At 64.9% G+C, this 15,263-nt stretch carries 10 protein-coding genes and 1 pseudogene; 4 read left to right on the top strand and 7 right to left on the bottom strand.

Annotated elements, in window-relative coordinates; genetic code table 11:
• Positions 1-57: 57 nt before the first annotated feature.
• The 3 genes from EA798_RS01845 (at position 58) to selO (ending at position 6,769) form a co-directional block, all read left to right on the top strand.
• Positions 58-1,803 carry a potassium/proton antiporter gene (locus tag EA798_RS01845; protein ID WP_106157386.1) on the top strand — a complete coding sequence of 582 codons (1,746 nt, stop codon included), beginning with the start codon at positions 58-60 and terminating at the stop codon, positions 1,801-1,803.
• Between the two features lie 126 nt (positions 1,804-1,929).
• Entirely contained in the window at positions 1,930-5,220 is a 3,291-nt protein-coding gene (gene mscK, locus EA798_RS01840) for a mechanosensitive channel MscK (protein ID WP_122097850.1), read from the top strand.
• 88 nt (positions 5,221-5,308) lie between these two features.
• Positions 5,309-6,769 carry a protein adenylyltransferase SelO gene (selO, locus tag EA798_RS01835; RefSeq protein WP_122098167.1) on the top strand — a complete coding sequence of 487 codons (1,461 nt, stop codon included), beginning with the start codon at positions 5,309-5,311 and terminating at the stop codon, positions 6,767-6,769.
• A 38-nt stretch (positions 6,770-6,807) separates the two neighbouring features.
• Here the strand turns inward: selO and EA798_RS01830 are convergent, their stop codons facing one another.
• From EA798_RS01830 to EA798_RS01810, 5 genes are all read right to left on the bottom strand, one after another.
• Positions 6,808-7,998 carry a hybrid sensor histidine kinase/response regulator gene (locus tag EA798_RS01830; protein ID WP_122097849.1) on the bottom strand — a complete coding sequence of 397 codons (1,191 nt, stop codon included), beginning with the start codon at positions 7,996-7,998 and terminating at the stop codon, positions 6,808-6,810.
• A 2-nt stretch (positions 7,999-8,000) separates the two neighbouring features.
• Complete coding sequence (locus tag EA798_RS01825) at positions 8,001-8,603, bottom strand: chemotaxis protein CheB (protein WP_106157383.1); 603 nt, start codon at positions 8,601-8,603, stop codon at positions 8,001-8,003.
• Positions 8,600-9,418: a CheR family methyltransferase gene (locus EA798_RS01820; protein ID WP_106157382.1), complete on the bottom strand. Its 819-nt coding sequence runs from the start codon at positions 9,416-9,418 to the stop codon at positions 8,600-8,602. The genes EA798_RS01825 and EA798_RS01820 overlap by 4 nt, the downstream gene beginning before the upstream one ends.
• A gap of 1 nt (position 9,419) precedes the next feature.
• Entirely contained in the window at positions 9,420-12,929 is a 3,510-nt protein-coding gene (locus EA798_RS01815; RefSeq protein ID WP_122097848.1) for a response regulator, read from the bottom strand.
• A gap of 202 nt (positions 12,930-13,131) precedes the next feature.
• Positions 13,132-13,290, bottom strand: coding sequence for a YqaE/Pmp3 family membrane protein (locus EA798_RS01810; RefSeq protein ID WP_015275395.1), 159 nt, complete (start codon positions 13,288-13,290; stop codon positions 13,132-13,134).
• A gap of 434 nt (positions 13,291-13,724) precedes the next feature.
• Here EA798_RS01810 and EA798_RS01805 point away from each other — a divergent pair, with 434 nt between their 5' ends.
• Entirely contained in the window at positions 13,725-14,717 is a 993-nt protein-coding gene (locus tag EA798_RS01805; RefSeq protein ID WP_122097847.1) for an SDR family oxidoreductase, read from the top strand.
• A 5-nt stretch (positions 14,718-14,722) separates the two neighbouring features.
• Here EA798_RS01805 and EA798_RS01800 read toward each other — a convergent pair whose 3' ends face one another.
• Positions 14,723-14,920, bottom strand: coding sequence for a hypothetical protein (locus EA798_RS01800; protein ID WP_122097846.1), 198 nt, complete (start codon positions 14,918-14,920; stop codon positions 14,723-14,725).
• Between the two features lie 86 nt (positions 14,921-15,006).
• A pseudogene (locus EA798_RS20860) lies at positions 15,007-15,102 on the bottom strand (MBL fold metallo-hydrolase); the annotation flags it as partial.
• Between the last annotated feature and the right edge of the window lie 161 nt (positions 15,103-15,263).

Raw genomic sequence — 15,263 nt, 5'->3', positions numbered from 1 at the left:
ATCGCTGGCATATCCCGTGCATGAGCGCGAGGCGGCATTCTCTGACGGAGACCTGATTTGGACCTCGGCAACCTCAACCACCTGTTCTTTATCGGTGCCTTGTTGGTGGCTGCGAGCATCCTGATGAGTTCACTGTCGAACCGACTCGGCGTACCGATTCTGGTCATCTTCCTTGCCGTGGGCATGCTCGCCGGCGTCGACGGCGTCGGCGGTATCGTCTTCGGCGATTACCAGCTGGCCTTCATCATCAGCAACCTGGCGCTGGCGGTGATCCTGCTCGACGGCGGCATGCGCACCCGCACCGCCACCTTCCGTGTCGCACTGAAACCGGCCTTTTCCCTGGCCACCCTCGGGGTCGCCATCACCTCGGGCCTGACCGGGCTGGCCGCCGCCTGGCTGTTCGACCTGCCGCTGCTGCAGGGCCTGCTGATCGGCGCCATCGTCGGCTCCACCGATGCCGCGGTGGTGTTCAACCTGCTCAACGGCAAGGGCCTGAACGAGCGGGTCGGCTCGACCCTGGAGATCGAATCGGGCAGCAACGATCCGATGGCGATGTTCCTCACCGTCGCGCTGATCGACATGCTGCTCGCCGGCCGCACCACCTTCGGCTGGGATTTCCTGCTCACCCTGTTGCAGCAGTTCGGCATCGGCACCGTGCTCGGACTGGTCGGTGGCTGGCTGCTGCTGCAACTGATCAACCGTCTTTCGGTGGCCGACGGCCTCTATCCGCTGCTGGCAGTGGCCGGCGGCCTGATGATTTTCGCGCTGTCCGGCGTCATCGGCGGCAGCGGCATCCTGGCGATCTACGTCTGCGGCCTGTTGCTGGGCAACCGGCCGATCCGCAATCGCCACGGCATCCTGCACATGTTCGACGGCCTGGCCTGGCTCAGCCAGATCAGCATGTTCCTCGTGCTCGGCCTGCTGCTGACACCCAGCGAACTGCTACCCATTGCGCTGCCAGCCCTGGCCCTGTCGTTGTGGATGATTCTTTTCGCCCGACCGCTGGCGGTGTTCGTCAGCCTGCTGCCGTTTCGCAGCTTCCATCTGCGCGAGCGCCTGTTCATTTCCTGGATCGGCCTGCGCGGTGCGGTGCCGGTGATCCTCGCGGTGTTCCCGCTGATGGCCGGGCTGGAGAACGCCCAGCTGTTCTTCAACGTCGCGTTCTTCATCGTGCTGGTGTCGCTGCTGCTGCAGGGTTCGACCCTGGCCTGGGCGGCGAAGAAGGCCAAGGTGGAGGTCCCCCCATCGCCGATGCCGGTTTCGCGGAGCGGCCTGCAGGTGCACACCACCAGCCAGTGGGAGATGTTCGTCTATCGCCTGAGCGCCAGCAAATGGTGCGTCGGCGCCGCGCTGCGCGAGCTGAAGATGCCACCGGGCACACGTATCGCCGCACTCTTCCGAGGCAAGGAACTGCTGCACCCCTCGGGCAGTACGCGGCTGCAGGTCGACGACATTCTCTGCGTGATCGGCCATGACGAAGATCTGCCTGCGCTCGGCAAGCTGTTCAGCCAGGCGCCCACGCGCGGCCAGGACCTGCGTTTCTTCGGTGACTTCATCCTCGAAGGCGACGCTCGGCTCAGCGACATCGCGGCGCTCTACGGCCTCAAGCTCGGCGAGGTGGATGGCAACCAGACGATCGGCGCCTTCATGGCCGAGCAGGTCAGTGGCAATCCCGTGGTCGGCGACCAGGTCGAATGGAACGGCCTGACCTGGACCGTGGCGGCGATGGAGGCCGGCGAAGTGCGCAAGGTCGGCCTCAAATTCCCGGAGGGCGACAAGCCCGGTCCGCAGCTGATGTTCTAGCGGCATCCCGCCCGCGAGCGGCGCCGACAACCGCCCGTCCGTCGGCCAGTTGCGCGGTACTCGCGCAGAACTGGCGCAGCCCGTAGACTTTCGCCCTCTCTGGTCATCCGCCTACGTCACGCCCCCATGTCACTTCTGCGCACCCTGCTGTTCTCGACGATCTGCCTGTTCGTCGCTCCCCTGCACGCCCAATCGCTGGAAAGCCTGACTGGCACGCCGCCGGCCGCCGAAGGCGAGGCGAAACCTGCGCAACTGTCGCTGGGCGAGCAGACCCAACGCATGGTTCAGCAGACCGAAACCAGCAACAAGCGCGCCGAGGACCTGAAGGCGCTGCTGGCCCAGGCCCCCAAGGAAATCGCCGAGGCCCAGCGCGAACTGGCCAAGCTCAAGGCCAGTCCCGATGAAGACCCGGCACAGCGCTATGCCAAGCAAACGGTCGAAGCCCTGGAGCAGCGTCTGAGCGCGCGGGTCGAAGAGCTCTCCGAATGGCAGAAGCAGTTCAGCGCTGCCAACAGCATGATCATTACTGCGCAGACCCGCCCGGAGCGCGCCCAGGCGCAGATCAGCACGGCGCAGACGCGCATCCAGGAAATCAACAATCTGCTCAAGAGCGGGCGCGAGTCAGGCAAGCCGCTGAGCGAAGAACGTCGGGCACTGCTGGACGCCGAGATCGTCTCGCTCACTGCGCAGATCGACCTGCGCCGCCAGGAGCTGGCCGGCAACAGCCTGCTGCAGGACCTGGGCAAGGCACGCCGTGACCTGCTGGCCGAGCGCATCGCCCGCGCCGAGCAGGACACCCAGGCGCTGCAGGGCCTGATCAACGAGAAGCGCCGCGCCGAATCGGAACAGACCGTCGCCGAGTTCTCGGCACGGGTGCAGCAGGCCGGCTCGGACAAGCTGCTTGCCGCCGAGAGCGCCGAGAACCTCAAGCTGTCCGACTACCTGCTGCGAGCCACCGAGCGCCTCAACCGCCTCAACCAGCAGAACCTCAGGACCCGCCAGCAGCTCGACACCCTCAACCAGACCGACCAGGCACTGGAAGAACAGATCGCCGTGCTCGAGGGCAGCCTGCTGCTGTCGCGCATTCTCTACCAGCAGAAGCAGGCCTTGCCGAGCCTGCAACTGGACAAGAATCTCGCCGACGAGATCGCCGATATCCGCCTCTATCAGTTCGAACTCAACCAGCGCCGCGAGGCCGCCGGTAACCCCGCGGCCTACGTCGAACAGCTGCTGGCACAGCAGAAGGAAGAGGAAATCACGCCTGAACTGCGGCGCACGCTGATGGACCTGGCGACCACCCGCAGCGAACTGCTCGATCGTCTCAACCGGGAACTGGACGCCCTGCTCAACGCCTCGATCACGCTGCAGCTGAATCAGAAACAGTTGCAGGACACCGCCCGCACCCTGAGCGATACCCTCGACGAGCAGATGTTCTGGATTCCGAGCAACAAGCCGCTGGATCTCGGCTGGCTGCAGGGATCGGTACAGCGACTGAAAATGCAGCTGGCGGCGATGCCCTGGCTGTCGGCGATCCAGGAACTGGGCGCTGGTCTCAAGGAACGCCCCCTGTTCTTCCTGCCGCTGCTGCTGCTGATTGCCGGGCTGCTCTGGTGGCGCAAGACCATCGACGCCAAGCTCAGCTCGCTGAGCGAGCAGATCGGCCACTTCCGCAACGACAGCCAGCTGCATACCCCGCTGGCGCTGCTGCTCAACCTGTTGCTGGCGCTGCCCGGCGCACTGTTCCTTGCGCTGTGCGGCTATCTGCTGCAGATGGACGCACGCGGGCAGAACTACGTGCTTGGCGCTGCGCTCTACGAAATGGCCCAGGCCTGGCTGGTGTTCTACAGCGCCTACCGCATGCTTTCACCCGGGCGCGTGGCCGAGCTGCACTTTGGCTGGTCGCGACCGCAGGTGGCGTTCCTGCGTGACGAGATTCGCCGGCTGGGCATGATCGTCATGGCCCTGGTCGCGGTCGTCAGCGTGGCCGAACACCAGCCGGCGCGGCTGGCCGACGATGTGCTCGGCATCCTCGTGGTGCTGGCCTGCTTCGCCCTGATGAGCTGGCGCCTCAACCGCCTGCTGCTCAAGGGGCCGTCGAGCCAGAACGCGCCACCCCTGCGCCTGATGATCGGCCTGCTGTTCAGTATGTTGCCGATCGCGCTGATCGTCGCGGTGGGCTTCGGCTACTACTACACCGCGCTGAAGCTCACCGACCGCCTGATCGATACGCTCTATCTGCTGATGATCTGGATCGTCGTCGAGGCCGCGCTGATCCGCGGACTGACGGTGGCCGCACGGCGTCTGGCCTACAAGCGCGCACTGGCCAAGCGTCAGGCGCAGACCGAAGAACCCGGCGACACGGTGGAAACCCAGGGCGAGCCCGGGCTGGATATCGAGCAGGTCAACCAGCAGTCGCTGCGACTGACCCGCATGACCATGTTCGGCGTGTTCCTGGTGGCGCTGTACTGGGTCTGGTCGGACCTGATTTCGGTGGTGTCCTATCTGGACAACATCACCCTCTACGAATACACCAGCGGCAGCGGCGATACCCTGACCACCGCGGCGATCAGCCTGAACAATCTGCTCGGCGCGCTGCTGATCATTGCCGTCACCGTGGCCCTGGCGCGCAACCTGCCCGGCCTGCTGGAAGTCATGGTGCTGTCCAAGCTGCGCCTGGCCCAGGGCAGCGCCTACGCGACCACTACCCTGCTGTCCTATGCGCTGGCCGGCTTCGGCATCGTCGCCACGCTGTCCACCCTCGGCGTCAGCTGGGACAAGCTGCAGTGGCTGGTGGCAGCACTCTCGGTGGGCCTGGGTTTCGGCCTGCAGGAGATCTTCGCCAACTTCATTTCCGGCCTGATCATCCTCTTCGAGCGCCCGGTACGCATCGGCGACGTGGTCACCATCGGCAACCTGTCGGGCACGGTCAGCCGGATCCGCATCCGCGCCACCACCATCACCGACTTCGACCGCAAGGACATCATCGTCCCGAACAAGACCTTCATCACCGGCCAGCTGATCAACTGGTCGCTGAGCGACACCGTGACCCGTGTGACGCTGAAGGTCGGCGTGGCCTACGGCTCGGATCTGGAGGCGGTGCGCAAGCTACTGCTGCAAGCCGCCCGGGACAACCCGCGCGTACTCAAGGAGCCGGAGCCACAGGTGCTGTTCCTCAACTTCGGTGAAAGCACCCTGGATCACGAGCTGCGCATCCACGTGCGTGACCTCGGCGACCGCAACCCGGCCACCGACGAGATCAACCGCTTCATCGACCGCGAGTTCAACAAGGCCGGCATCAACATCGCCTTCCGCCAGGTCGACGTGTTCCTGAAGAACTTTGCCGGCCAGCAGCTGCAATTGAGCGCCACGCCCAAGCCCGCCGACGAACAGAAGCCGTCGACCGACGATCGCGGCTGAGGAACGCTCTGCCAGGTCGCAGCCTCCAACGTCCTGAACACGCCCGGCACCGGCCGGGCCATTGCTGCTGTACGCCGCCGGAGGCATCTTGAAAAGCCTGACCCAACTGACCTTCGACAACCGCTTCGCCCGTCTCGGCGACACCTTTTCCACCGAGGTGTCGCCGCAGCCGCTGAGCGATCCGCGCCTGGTGGTTGCCAGCGAAGCGGCGATGGCGTTGCTGGATCTGGACCCGACCGAAGCCGAGCAGCCGCTGTTCACCGAGCTGTTTTCCGGGCACAAGATCTGGTCCACGGCCGAACCACGCGCGATGGTTTATTCCGGTCACCAGTTCGGCAGCTACAACCCGCAGCTGGGCGATGGCCGCGGACTGCTGCTCGGCGAAGTGATCAACGAAGCGGGCGAATACTGGGACCTGCACCTCAAGGGCGCCGGGAAGACGCCGTACTCGCGCATGGGCGACGGTCGCGCGGTGCTGCGCTCATCGATCCGCGAATTCCTTGCCAGCGAACACCTGCATGCGCTGGGCATTCCCAGCTCCCGTGCGCTGTGCGTCACCAGCTCGGATTCACTGGTCTACCGCGAGCGCCCGGAGCGCGGCGCCATGCTGATGCGCCTGGCGCCCAGCCATGTGCGCTTCGGCCACTTCGAGTTCTTCTACTACACCCGCCAGCACGCCGAACTGAAGCAGCTGCTTGAGCACGTCATCGCGGCACACTTCAGCGAGCTGCTGGAACACCCCGAGCCGTTCCATGCATTCTTCCGCGAAGTGCTCGAGCGCACCGCTGCGCTGATTGCCCGCTGGCAGGCCTACGGCTTCTGCCATGGGGTGATGAACACCGACAACATGTCGATCCTCGGCATCACCTTCGATTTCGGTCCCTACGCCTTCCTCGATGACTTCGATGCACGCTTCATCTGCAACCATTCCGACGACAGCGGCCGCTACTCCTTCGAGAATCAGGTGCCCATCGCCCACTGGAACCTGGCGGCACTGGCCCAGGCGCTAACGCCTTTCGTCGAGGTGAAGGTGCTGCGCGAAACCATGGAGCTGTTCCTGCCGCTGTACGAAGCCCAATGGCTGGACCTGATGCGCCGGCGCCTGGGTTTCAATCAGGCCGAAGCTGTTGACGAGACACTGGTACGCCGCCTGCTGCAACTGATGCAGGCCAGTGCCGTCGACTACACGAATTTCTTCCGCGAGCTCAGCGAGAGCCCTGCCGAACAGGCGGTGCGCCGTCTGCGCGAGGACTTCGTCGATCTGCAGGGCTTCGATGCCTGGGCGGCGGATTACTGTGCACGTACGGCCCTGGAGGGCGGCGATCCCGCCGAGCGCCAGGCGCGGATGCAGGCGGCGAACCCGAAGTACATCCTGCGCAATTACCTGGCGCAGCAAGCCATCGAGGCGGCGGAAAAAGGCGACTACGCGCCGGTGCGCGAACTGCACGCCGTGCTCAGTCGGCCGTTCGAAGAGCAGCCCGGCAGGCAGCGTTACGCCGAGCGCCCACCGGAATGGGGCAAGCATCTGGAAATCAGCTGTTCGTCCTGAGGATGGACGGCCGATAAAGCCTGGCTGACAGGCTTCGGCTATTCGCCCAGCGGCAGCAGGACGCGGAACTGCGAACCCTGCCCCTCCTCGCTCTGCACCTGGATGCGGCCGTTGTGCGCGCGGACGATCTGGTCGGCGATGAACAGACCCAGCCCCAGGCCTGCGCTGCCTTCGCTGCCCTCGGCGCGCTCGAACTGGCAGAAGATGCGCTCCAGGCTCTGCGGGCTGATGCCGATGCCATGGTCGCGAACCTCGATGCAGGCGCCATCGGCGCATGAGGTGACGCTGACCCACACCGGCTTGCCGGCACCGTAGCGCATGGCGTTGGTGAGCAGATTGGCCAGCACCTGTTCGATGCGGAACGCGTCCCAGACACCGATGATCGACTCGGCTCGCTCCAACCGCAGCTCGCAACCGCAGGCTTCCATCTGCGCTGCGAAGCTTTCCACCACGTTGCCCACCAGCTCGGCGAGATCGGTGCGACTCGGGCGGATCGACAGCTTGCCGGTACGGATGCGCGAAACATCGAGCATGTCGTCGATCAGTCGAATCAGGCTCTGGACCTGCCGCTCGTCCTTGTCGACCATGTTGCGCAGCCGCTCTTCGCTGAAGGCTGCGAGGTTGTTGCGGCTGAGCTGCAGCTTGCGCAGCTGGACCTCCAGAATCAGCGTGTTCAGCGGCGTCTTCAGCTCATGGGAGACGATCGACATGAAGTCGTCGCGCATGCGCACCGCATCTTCCAGCTCGGCCTTGGTCTGCCGCAGTTCGTCGAGCAGCACCTCCTGCTCGCGGCGACTCTGCTCCAGCGCCTCGAGCTGACGGGCCAGGCGCTTGCGGCTGCGGTACAGGTCGACAAACACGCTGACCTTGCTGCGCACTGCATGGGCATCCAGCGGCTTGTGCATGAAATCCACCGCACCGCTCTCGTAGCCCTTGAAGGCATAGTTGAGTTCGCGGCCGGCCGCGCTGACGAAAACGATGGGGATCTGCTTGGTCCGCTCGGTGCCGCGCATCAGCTCGGCCAGCTGGAAGCCGTCCATGCCGGGCATCTGCACGTCTAGGATGGCCAGGGCGAACTCATGGCGCAGCAGCAGTTCGAGCGCCTGCTCGGCCGACTCGGCCTGATGCACCCGCACGCCGGGCGCCTGCAACAGGGCATCCAGCGCCAGCAGGTTCTCCGGCAGGTCATCGACGATCAGCAGATTCACCTCGTCGGCACGGTCGGGCATGGTCACTCCAGTTCTCGCAACAAACGGTGGATGTCGCGCAGTGGCAAGATGAAATCCGGTGCGAAGCGCTGCAGGGCGGCGCGTGGCATGGTCGGCACCGCCGCTTCGGCGGGGTCCTGGATCACGGTCAGACCGCCGCAGCGATGAATCGCCTCGAGACCGGCAGCACCGTCCTCGTTGGCGCCGGTCAGCAGAACACCGGCGACCTGCGCGCCCCAGGTATCGGCTGCCGATTCGAACAGTACGTCGATCGAAGGGCGGGAGAAATGCACCGCATCGTCCTGGCTCAGCGACAGGCTGCGGTCAGCCTCGACCAACAAGTGATAACCGGGTGCGGCAAAGTACAGCATTCCGGAGCGTAACTGGTCCTTGTCGTCCGCTTCCTTGACCTGCAGCTGCGTTCTGCGAGCGAAGATCTCGGCCAGATGAGTGGGCCCGCTGGCAGGTATGTGCTGGACCACCAGAATCGGTGGGCGATAGCCGCCGGGCAGGCCTTCGAGCACCATGCCGAGCGCCTCCAGCCCGCCGGCGGAAGCACCGATCACCACCGCCTCGATGGGCGGCTGGCGTCTCGCCTGAAGAAGCGCCTGCGCAGAGCTGCTCATAGCTTGCGGAAGATCCTTTCCGATTTGTCGAACGGCTCGTAGTAACTGGCGTAGCCGGAAAACTCGACGGTTTCCTTGCTGCCGAGACCGAGAAAGCCCCGATGGCAGAGCGATTCGTGAAACAGCCCGAAGGCACGATCCTGCAGCGGCTTGTTGAAATAGATCAGCACGTTGCGGCAGGAGATCAACTGCGTTTCGGAAAATACGCTATCGGTCGCCAGGCTATGGTCGGCAAACGTAACCTTTTCTTTCAGCGACTTGTCCATGATCGCCGCGTCGTAGGCGGCGGTGTAATAGTCGGAAAAGCTGCGCGTGCCGCCGGCCTGCTGGTAATTGGCCGTGTACTGGCGCAGGTGGTCCATGGCGAAAATGCCCTGGCGCGCCTGCTCCAGCGAACGCGGGTTGATGTCGGTGGCATAGATGATCGAGCGCTCCAGCAGGCCTTCCTCCTTGAGCAGGATGGCCATGGAGTAGACCTCTTCGCCGGTGCTGCAACCGGCGATCCAGATCTTCAGCGACGGATAGGTGCGCAGCACCGGCACCACATGCTCGCGCAACGACCGGTAGTAGCTCGGGTCGCGGAACATCTCGCTGACCGGAATGGTGAGGTACTGCAGCAGGTCCATGAAGGCCTGCGGGTCGTAGAGGATCTTGCGCTGCAGTTCCGAGATGCTGTCGCAGTTCAGCTGCTTGAGCGACAGCAACACGCGGCGCTTGAGCGAGGCGCCGGAGTAGTCGCGAAAATCGTAGCTGTACTTGAGGTAGATGGCCTCGATCAGCAGCTTGAGTTCGATCTCGATAGTACGGTCGGGCATTTCACAGCAGCTCCACTTTCGGCAGCCAGACACGGATCAGCGAGAACAGCCGGTCGAGGTCGATGGGTTTGGCCAGGTAGTCGTTGGCGCCCGAGCGCAGGCAGCGATCCTGATCGTCCTTCATCGCCTTGGCAGTCACCGCGATGATCGGCAGCTTGGCGAAGCGCGCGTCCTTGCGGATTTCCTGCATGGCGGTGAAGCCGTCCATCTCCGGCATCATGATGTCCATCAGCACCAGATCGATGTCGGCTGCATGCTGCAGCTTGTCGATCGCTTCCAGGCCGTTGCGGGCGATTTCCACCAGCGCGCCCTTCTGCTCAAGCGCGCTGGTCAGGGCGAAGACATTGCGCACGTCGTCGTCCACCACCAGGATCTTGCGGCCCTCGAAGGCCTTCTCGCGGCTGCGCGCGCTCTTCAGCATCTTCTGCCGCTCCGGCGGCATGTCCGACTCGACCTTGTGCAGGAACAGCGTGACCTCGTCGAGCAGCCGCTCCGGCGAACGCGCACCCTTGATGATGATCGAGCGCGAATACTTGAGCAGCGCCGCTTCTTCGTCGCGGGTGAGGTTGCGCCCGGTGTAGACGATCACCGGCGGGAAGGAGCAGATGTCCTCCTTGGCCATGCGCTCGAGCAGTTCGCTGCCGTCCATGTCAGGCAGCTTGAGGTCGATGATCATGCAGTCGAATACCGTATCGCGCAGTTGTTCCAGCGCCTGCGCGCCGAACTCGACGGCGGTGATCTCGATGTCGACGTCCTCGATCAGCCGCGACATGCTTTCGCGCTGCAGGGCGTCGTCCTCGACCAGCAGGATGCGTTTGACCTTCTGCGCCAGCTTGGCTTCCAGACGGCTGAACACGTCCTTCAGTTCTTCGCGGGTGGTCGGTTTCATCGCATAGCCCACCGCGCCCATCTGCATCGCGGCCTCCTTGCGGTCCTCCACGGAGACCACGTGGACCGGGATATGCCGCGTCGCCGGGTTTTCCTTGAGGCGCTCGAGCACGGTCAGACCGGAGTGGTCCGGCAGGCGCATGTCGAGCAGGATCGCGTCCGGCTTGTACTGCACCGCGGTATCGAAGCCGTCGTCGGCGTTCTGCGCCAGCAGGCAGCTGTACTGCAGTTCATGGGCGAGATCATGGAGGATGCGGGCGAACTGCGGCTCGTCCTCGATGACCAGCACGCAGCGCTCCTTGAACGGGAATTTGTCGCGGTCATCCGGCAGCCGTTGCGGCGGCGCCGTGATCGCATGGCGCGGCGCTTCCGGCTCGGTGCGGCGCTGCGGCGCTGCGACCGGCCGGCGCGGCAGAGACGGGCTGCTGCTCGGTTCCACCACTACCGGCCCGGCAACGCGTGCTTCGCTGTAGCTCTGCGGCACGATCAGGGTAAAGGTGCTGCCCGCCCCTGGCGCGCTCTGGACCTCGATCTGGCCGCCGAGCAGGTTGGCCAGCTCGCGGGAAATCGACAGGCCCAGGCCGGTGCCGCCGTAACGGCGATTGGTGGTGCCGTCGGCCTGGCGGAACGCCTCGAAGATCACCGCCTGCTGCTCCTGCGCGATGCCGATGCCGGTGTCACGCACGGCAAAGGCCAGCAGGTCGTCATCGCGAGGCTCCACACGCAGCGTCACCGAACCCTTCTCGGTGAACTTGAAGGCGTTGGCCAGCAGGTTCTTGAGGATCTGCTCCAGCCGCTGGCGGTCGGTGAACAGGCTGGCCGGCAGGTCGTCGGCCAGTTCGACGCTGAACTGCAGCGAGCGCTCCATCGCCTGGGGCAGGAACAGGTTCTTCATGCCGTCGACCAGGCGGGTCAGGATGGTCAGCTCCGGATGCACCTCGAGCTTGCCGGCTTCCACCTTGGAAATGTCGAGAATGTCGTTGATCAGTGTGAGCAGGTCGTTGCCCGCTGAGTAGATCGAGCGGGCGAACTGGACCTGCTCGTCGCTGAGATTGCCGGCCGGGTTGTCGGCCAGCAGCTTGGCCAGGATCAGCGAGCTGTTCAGCGGCGTGCGCAGCTCGTGGGACATGTTGGCGAGGAATTCGGACTTGTAGCGGCTGGCGCGCTGCAGCTCGTCGGCGCGCTGTTCGAGCATCAGCTGCGCCTCGTTCAGGCGCTGATTCTTCTCGTCCATCTGATCGCGCTGACGGGCCAGGGCCTCGGTCTGCTCGGCCAGCTGTTCGTTGGTCTGCTCGAGTTCGGCCTGCTGCTCTTCCATGTGCGCCTGGGACTCGCGCAGGGCGTTGGATTGCTCTTCCAGCTCTTCGTTGGCGGCGCGCAGCTCTTCCTGCTGCACCTGCAATTCCTCGTTGAGCTGCTGAGTCTCGGCCAGCACCTTCTGCAGGCGCTGGCGGTAGCGCGCGGCTTCGATGGCCGAGCCGATGCTCGGCGCGATGCGCCGCAGCAGTTCGCTGTCCTGCTCACGCAGCGGCCGCAGGAAGCCGAGCTCGATCACGCCGTTGAGCATGCCGCTGTCTTCCACCGGCACGATGAGTACCGAGCGCGGCGCGGTGTCACCCAGCGCCGAGGTCACCTTGAGATAGTCCGCCGGCAGGTCTTCCAGCGCCATCACCCGGCGTTCGAGCGCTGCCTGGCCGACCAGGCCAGTACCGACGTTGAGCGTACGGGCACTCTGCAGGTGGTCCGGGTCGTAGGCGTATTCGGCGACACGCTGCAGCTTGCCGTCCTGCACCACGTAGAGTGCGCCGACCGCCGCGTCGATGTAACGCGAAAGGAAGTTCAGCACGCCCTGGCCCAGCGCCGGTAGCGCCAGCTCGCCGATGATCGATTCGCTGAGCTGGGTCTGCCCGGTGCGGTACCAGGCCTGTTTTTCCAGCGCCTCGGCATGAGCCTGCTGGCGCTGCAGCGATTCCGAGTAGCTGGTGGAAAGCGAGGTCAGGTCACGACGACCGAGGTACACCAGCAAACCACTGAAGATCAGGCTGAACAGCAGGAAGCCACCGATCAGTGCAGTGGTGACGACTTCCGAAGCATCGGTGCGCTGGCCACGCAGCTGGCGCTCCTCTGCAATGAACTCATTGAGCAGGTTGCGCCGCTGGTTGGTCAGCTCGAGGCCACGGCGGGTACGTACATAATCGACCACCGGTTCGCCAGCCGCCCGCCGAGAGATGCCCTCTTCGGCAAACGCCAGCCAGAGACGGTGGGCTGCCTCGATTTTTTCGAGGCGCGAAAGCTGCAGCGGATCGCTGCCGGCGTAAACCTTGAGCGCGTCCAACTCGCGCTCCATGTGCCCCAGCCCCTGGCGGTAGGGATCGAGAAACGGCTCCTCACCGGCGATCAGGTAGCCGCGCAGACCGGTTTCCAGGTCGGCGACCAGGCGCAGCGCCTCATGGGCGTGAGCGACACCCTTGACCGATTGCTCGACCCAATGGCTGACGCTCAGCAGGTAATAGACGATGGCGCTGAAGAAGAAGGCGCTGAGGAAACCGAAACCCAGTGGCACGGCCACGTTACGGTTGAGAATCCGTCTGAAATTGCTCTGGTCGATGAAGGACTCGCTCATGGTTTCCTTTCCGTATGCCCGGGGTGGGCTGAACGCGTATGGAGGTGCAGACGCCGGCCATCAGCAAGGGTTGATGGTGCTTGGTTTCCAGCGTTTTCTTGAGTGTTTCGCGCGTAATAGGTTCCGCAACGCAGAAGGCGCGACTCTACACGGGCAGGGAGAGGAGTTCAAAAACGGCCCGGCAGAAGCCGGGCCGGGACGATCAGCGGCGCGCGATGATCCAGACGGCGTGGATGATGCCGGGAATGTAGCCGAGCAGCGTCAGCAGGATGTTCAGCCAGAACGCGCCAGCGAAGCCGACCTGGAGAAAGACGCCAAGCGGTGGCAGCAGAATCGCAACGATGATGCGGATAAGGTCCATCAGGGTCTCCGTCAGTCAGGGGTGGCCGTTAAGGGGCCTACTGAATCGACCTGATCGGCGCAGACGGGTTCCTTGCTGTGGGGCGGGATGCCCGCTGCCGCTGGGCAGCGGGTAGAAAAGTCCGCAGGCGACCGGATAAGCCGCCGAGGGCATCGGATGGATGCACAGAGAGGGAAGACGCAGCCACCTCGAGTGGCATCGTGCGTCATGCCGCTTCGCCTTTTGAGCAAAGGGGCGGCGCCAGCTTTCACTTAGCCTGCTAACCATCCCAGACCAAAGGCGTAGCCGCCATTGGCCATTGGTCGATAGCCGAGCAATTCGGTAGGGAACAACCCCGGCGTCGGCGTCGGAACTCGTCACGGCTTGCACGGGTCGTCTAACCACAGCTTGCGTGCCAATACGCGCCTTCCCATGCATCAACCAGAGGGTTTCCCATGCCTGAACCAACCGCGGTGATCTGTGGTGCGACCGCCGGAGTCGGCCGTGCGACCGCCGAGGCATTTGCCAAAGCCGGCTACCGGGTCGCGCTGATCGCGCGCGGCGAACAGGGTCTGCGTGACACCCAGGAGCAGCTCGAAGCGCTCGGCGCGACGGTTCTGTCGATATCTGCAGACGTCGCCGATGCCGCTGCGCTGGATGCCGCAGCCACTCGCATCGAAGCGGAACTCGGCGCCATCGATGTCTGGGTCAACGCGGCGATGGCCACGGTGTTCGGTCCATTCGCAGCGCTGACCGCGGAGGAGATCCGTCGCGTCACCGAGGTGACCTATCTCGGCAGCGTGCATGGCACCCTCGCCGCGCTGCGCCACATGCGCCCGCGCAACCGCGGCACCGTCGTCCAGGTCGGCTCGGCGCTGGCCTACCGCGCGATACCGCTGCAGTCCGCCTATTGCGGCGCCAAGTTCGCCATCCGCGGTTTCATCGACTCGCTGCGCTGCGAGCTGATTCATGACAACAGCGCCATCCGCCTGACCATGGTCCAGCTGCCGGCGCACAACACCCCGCAGTTCGAATGGGCGCGCAACAAGGTCGGCTGGCGTGCGCAGCCGGTGCCGCCGATCCACACGCCGGAGGTCGCCGCCCGCGCCATCCTGCGCGCAGCACAGGAAGCGCCACGGGAATTATGGGTCGGCACTGCCAGCCTGAAGGCGATCATCGGCACGCTGTTCATGCCCGGCCTGCTCGACCGGATGCTCGCGCGGCAAGCCTGGGACGGGCAGCTGATCCCCGAACGCGCGCCTGAGGGCCGACCCGACAACCTGTTCGAGCCCGTCGAGGGTCTGCATGCCACCGAGGGCCGCTTCAGCGATCAGGCGCAGTCACATGCGCTGACCATCAGCGCAGCGAGCGTCGGCAAGCTCGCCCTGGGCGCCGGCGCGCTACTGGCGCTGGGCGCCGGCTGGGCACTGGGCAGACGCGGACGCTGACGCATTCAGCTGCGGGGCGGCTGCGCCCCGCGCTTGCGGCGGATATTGATCCAGGAGAGCACCGCCAGCGCCAGCATCGCCCCGACCATGGTGTAGTTACCGATCGCTGCATAGCCGACGGCGGCGAGCGAACAGGCAGCGAAGCCGATCCAGCGCACCGCGGCCATCATCGTCTCGACCGCCTTGCTGCGTGATGCCGGCATCAGTGCGCCCAACCCTGCAGGCGCGCCAGTTCCCGCGCGTCGTGCCCGCCGCACCGCGTCACCCCGTCGCGATGCTCCGGCGACAGGCAGGCGAGCGGTGCCGCCTGGCCTTGGCTGAAGTCATCGAACACGGCCCCACCGTGCGGACACATGCAGCCACAGTTCAGATGATGGATGGGCATAAGGACTCCTTGATCAGCATGCAGGCCGCGGAGGCCTGCCCCTACTGGCTCTGAGGGCATTGCCACGACCGGAGTTCAGCCCGGTCGGCGGATACGCGGCGTCCTGCCTCGCCGCGCCACCACGGTGCTGGTCTAAGCTGCCAGCAAGGGCACGACTGTGC

Source organism: Pseudomonas songnenensis, assembly GCF_003696315.1.
Taxonomy (GTDB): domain Bacteria; phylum Pseudomonadota; class Gammaproteobacteria; order Pseudomonadales; family Pseudomonadaceae; genus Stutzerimonas; species Stutzerimonas songnenensis.
The sequence above is the reverse complement of the archived record's forward strand: the minus strand, read 5'-3'. Positions and strand labels throughout refer to the sequence as shown.

Coding starts and splice junctions, on each gene's coding strand:
- mscK (WP_122097850.1), top strand. CDS start 1,930: ATGTCACTTCTGCGCACCCTGCTGTTCTCGACGATCTGCCTGTTCGTC.
- EA798_RS01830 (WP_122097849.1), bottom strand. CDS start 7,998: ATGCCCGACCGTGCCGACGAGGTGAATCTGCTGATCGTCGATGACCTG.
- EA798_RS01825 (WP_106157383.1), bottom strand. CDS start 8,603: ATGAGCAGCTCTGCGCAGGCGCTTCTTCAGGCGAGACGCCAGCCGCCC.
- EA798_RS01820 (WP_106157382.1), bottom strand. CDS start 9,418: ATGCCCGACCGTACTATCGAGATCGAACTCAAGCTGCTGATCGAGGCC.
- EA798_RS01815 (WP_122097848.1), bottom strand. CDS start 12,929: ATGAGCGAGTCCTTCATCGACCAGAGCAATTTCAGACGGATTCTCAAC.
- EA798_RS01810 (WP_015275395.1), bottom strand. CDS start 13,290: ATGGACCTTATCCGCATCATCGTTGCGATTCTGCTGCCACCGCTTGGC.
- EA798_RS01805 (WP_122097847.1), top strand. CDS start 13,725: ATGCCTGAACCAACCGCGGTGATCTGTGGTGCGACCGCCGGAGTCGGC.
- EA798_RS01800 (WP_122097846.1), bottom strand. CDS start 14,920: ATGCCGGCATCACGCAGCAAGGCGGTCGAGACGATGATGGCCGCGGTG.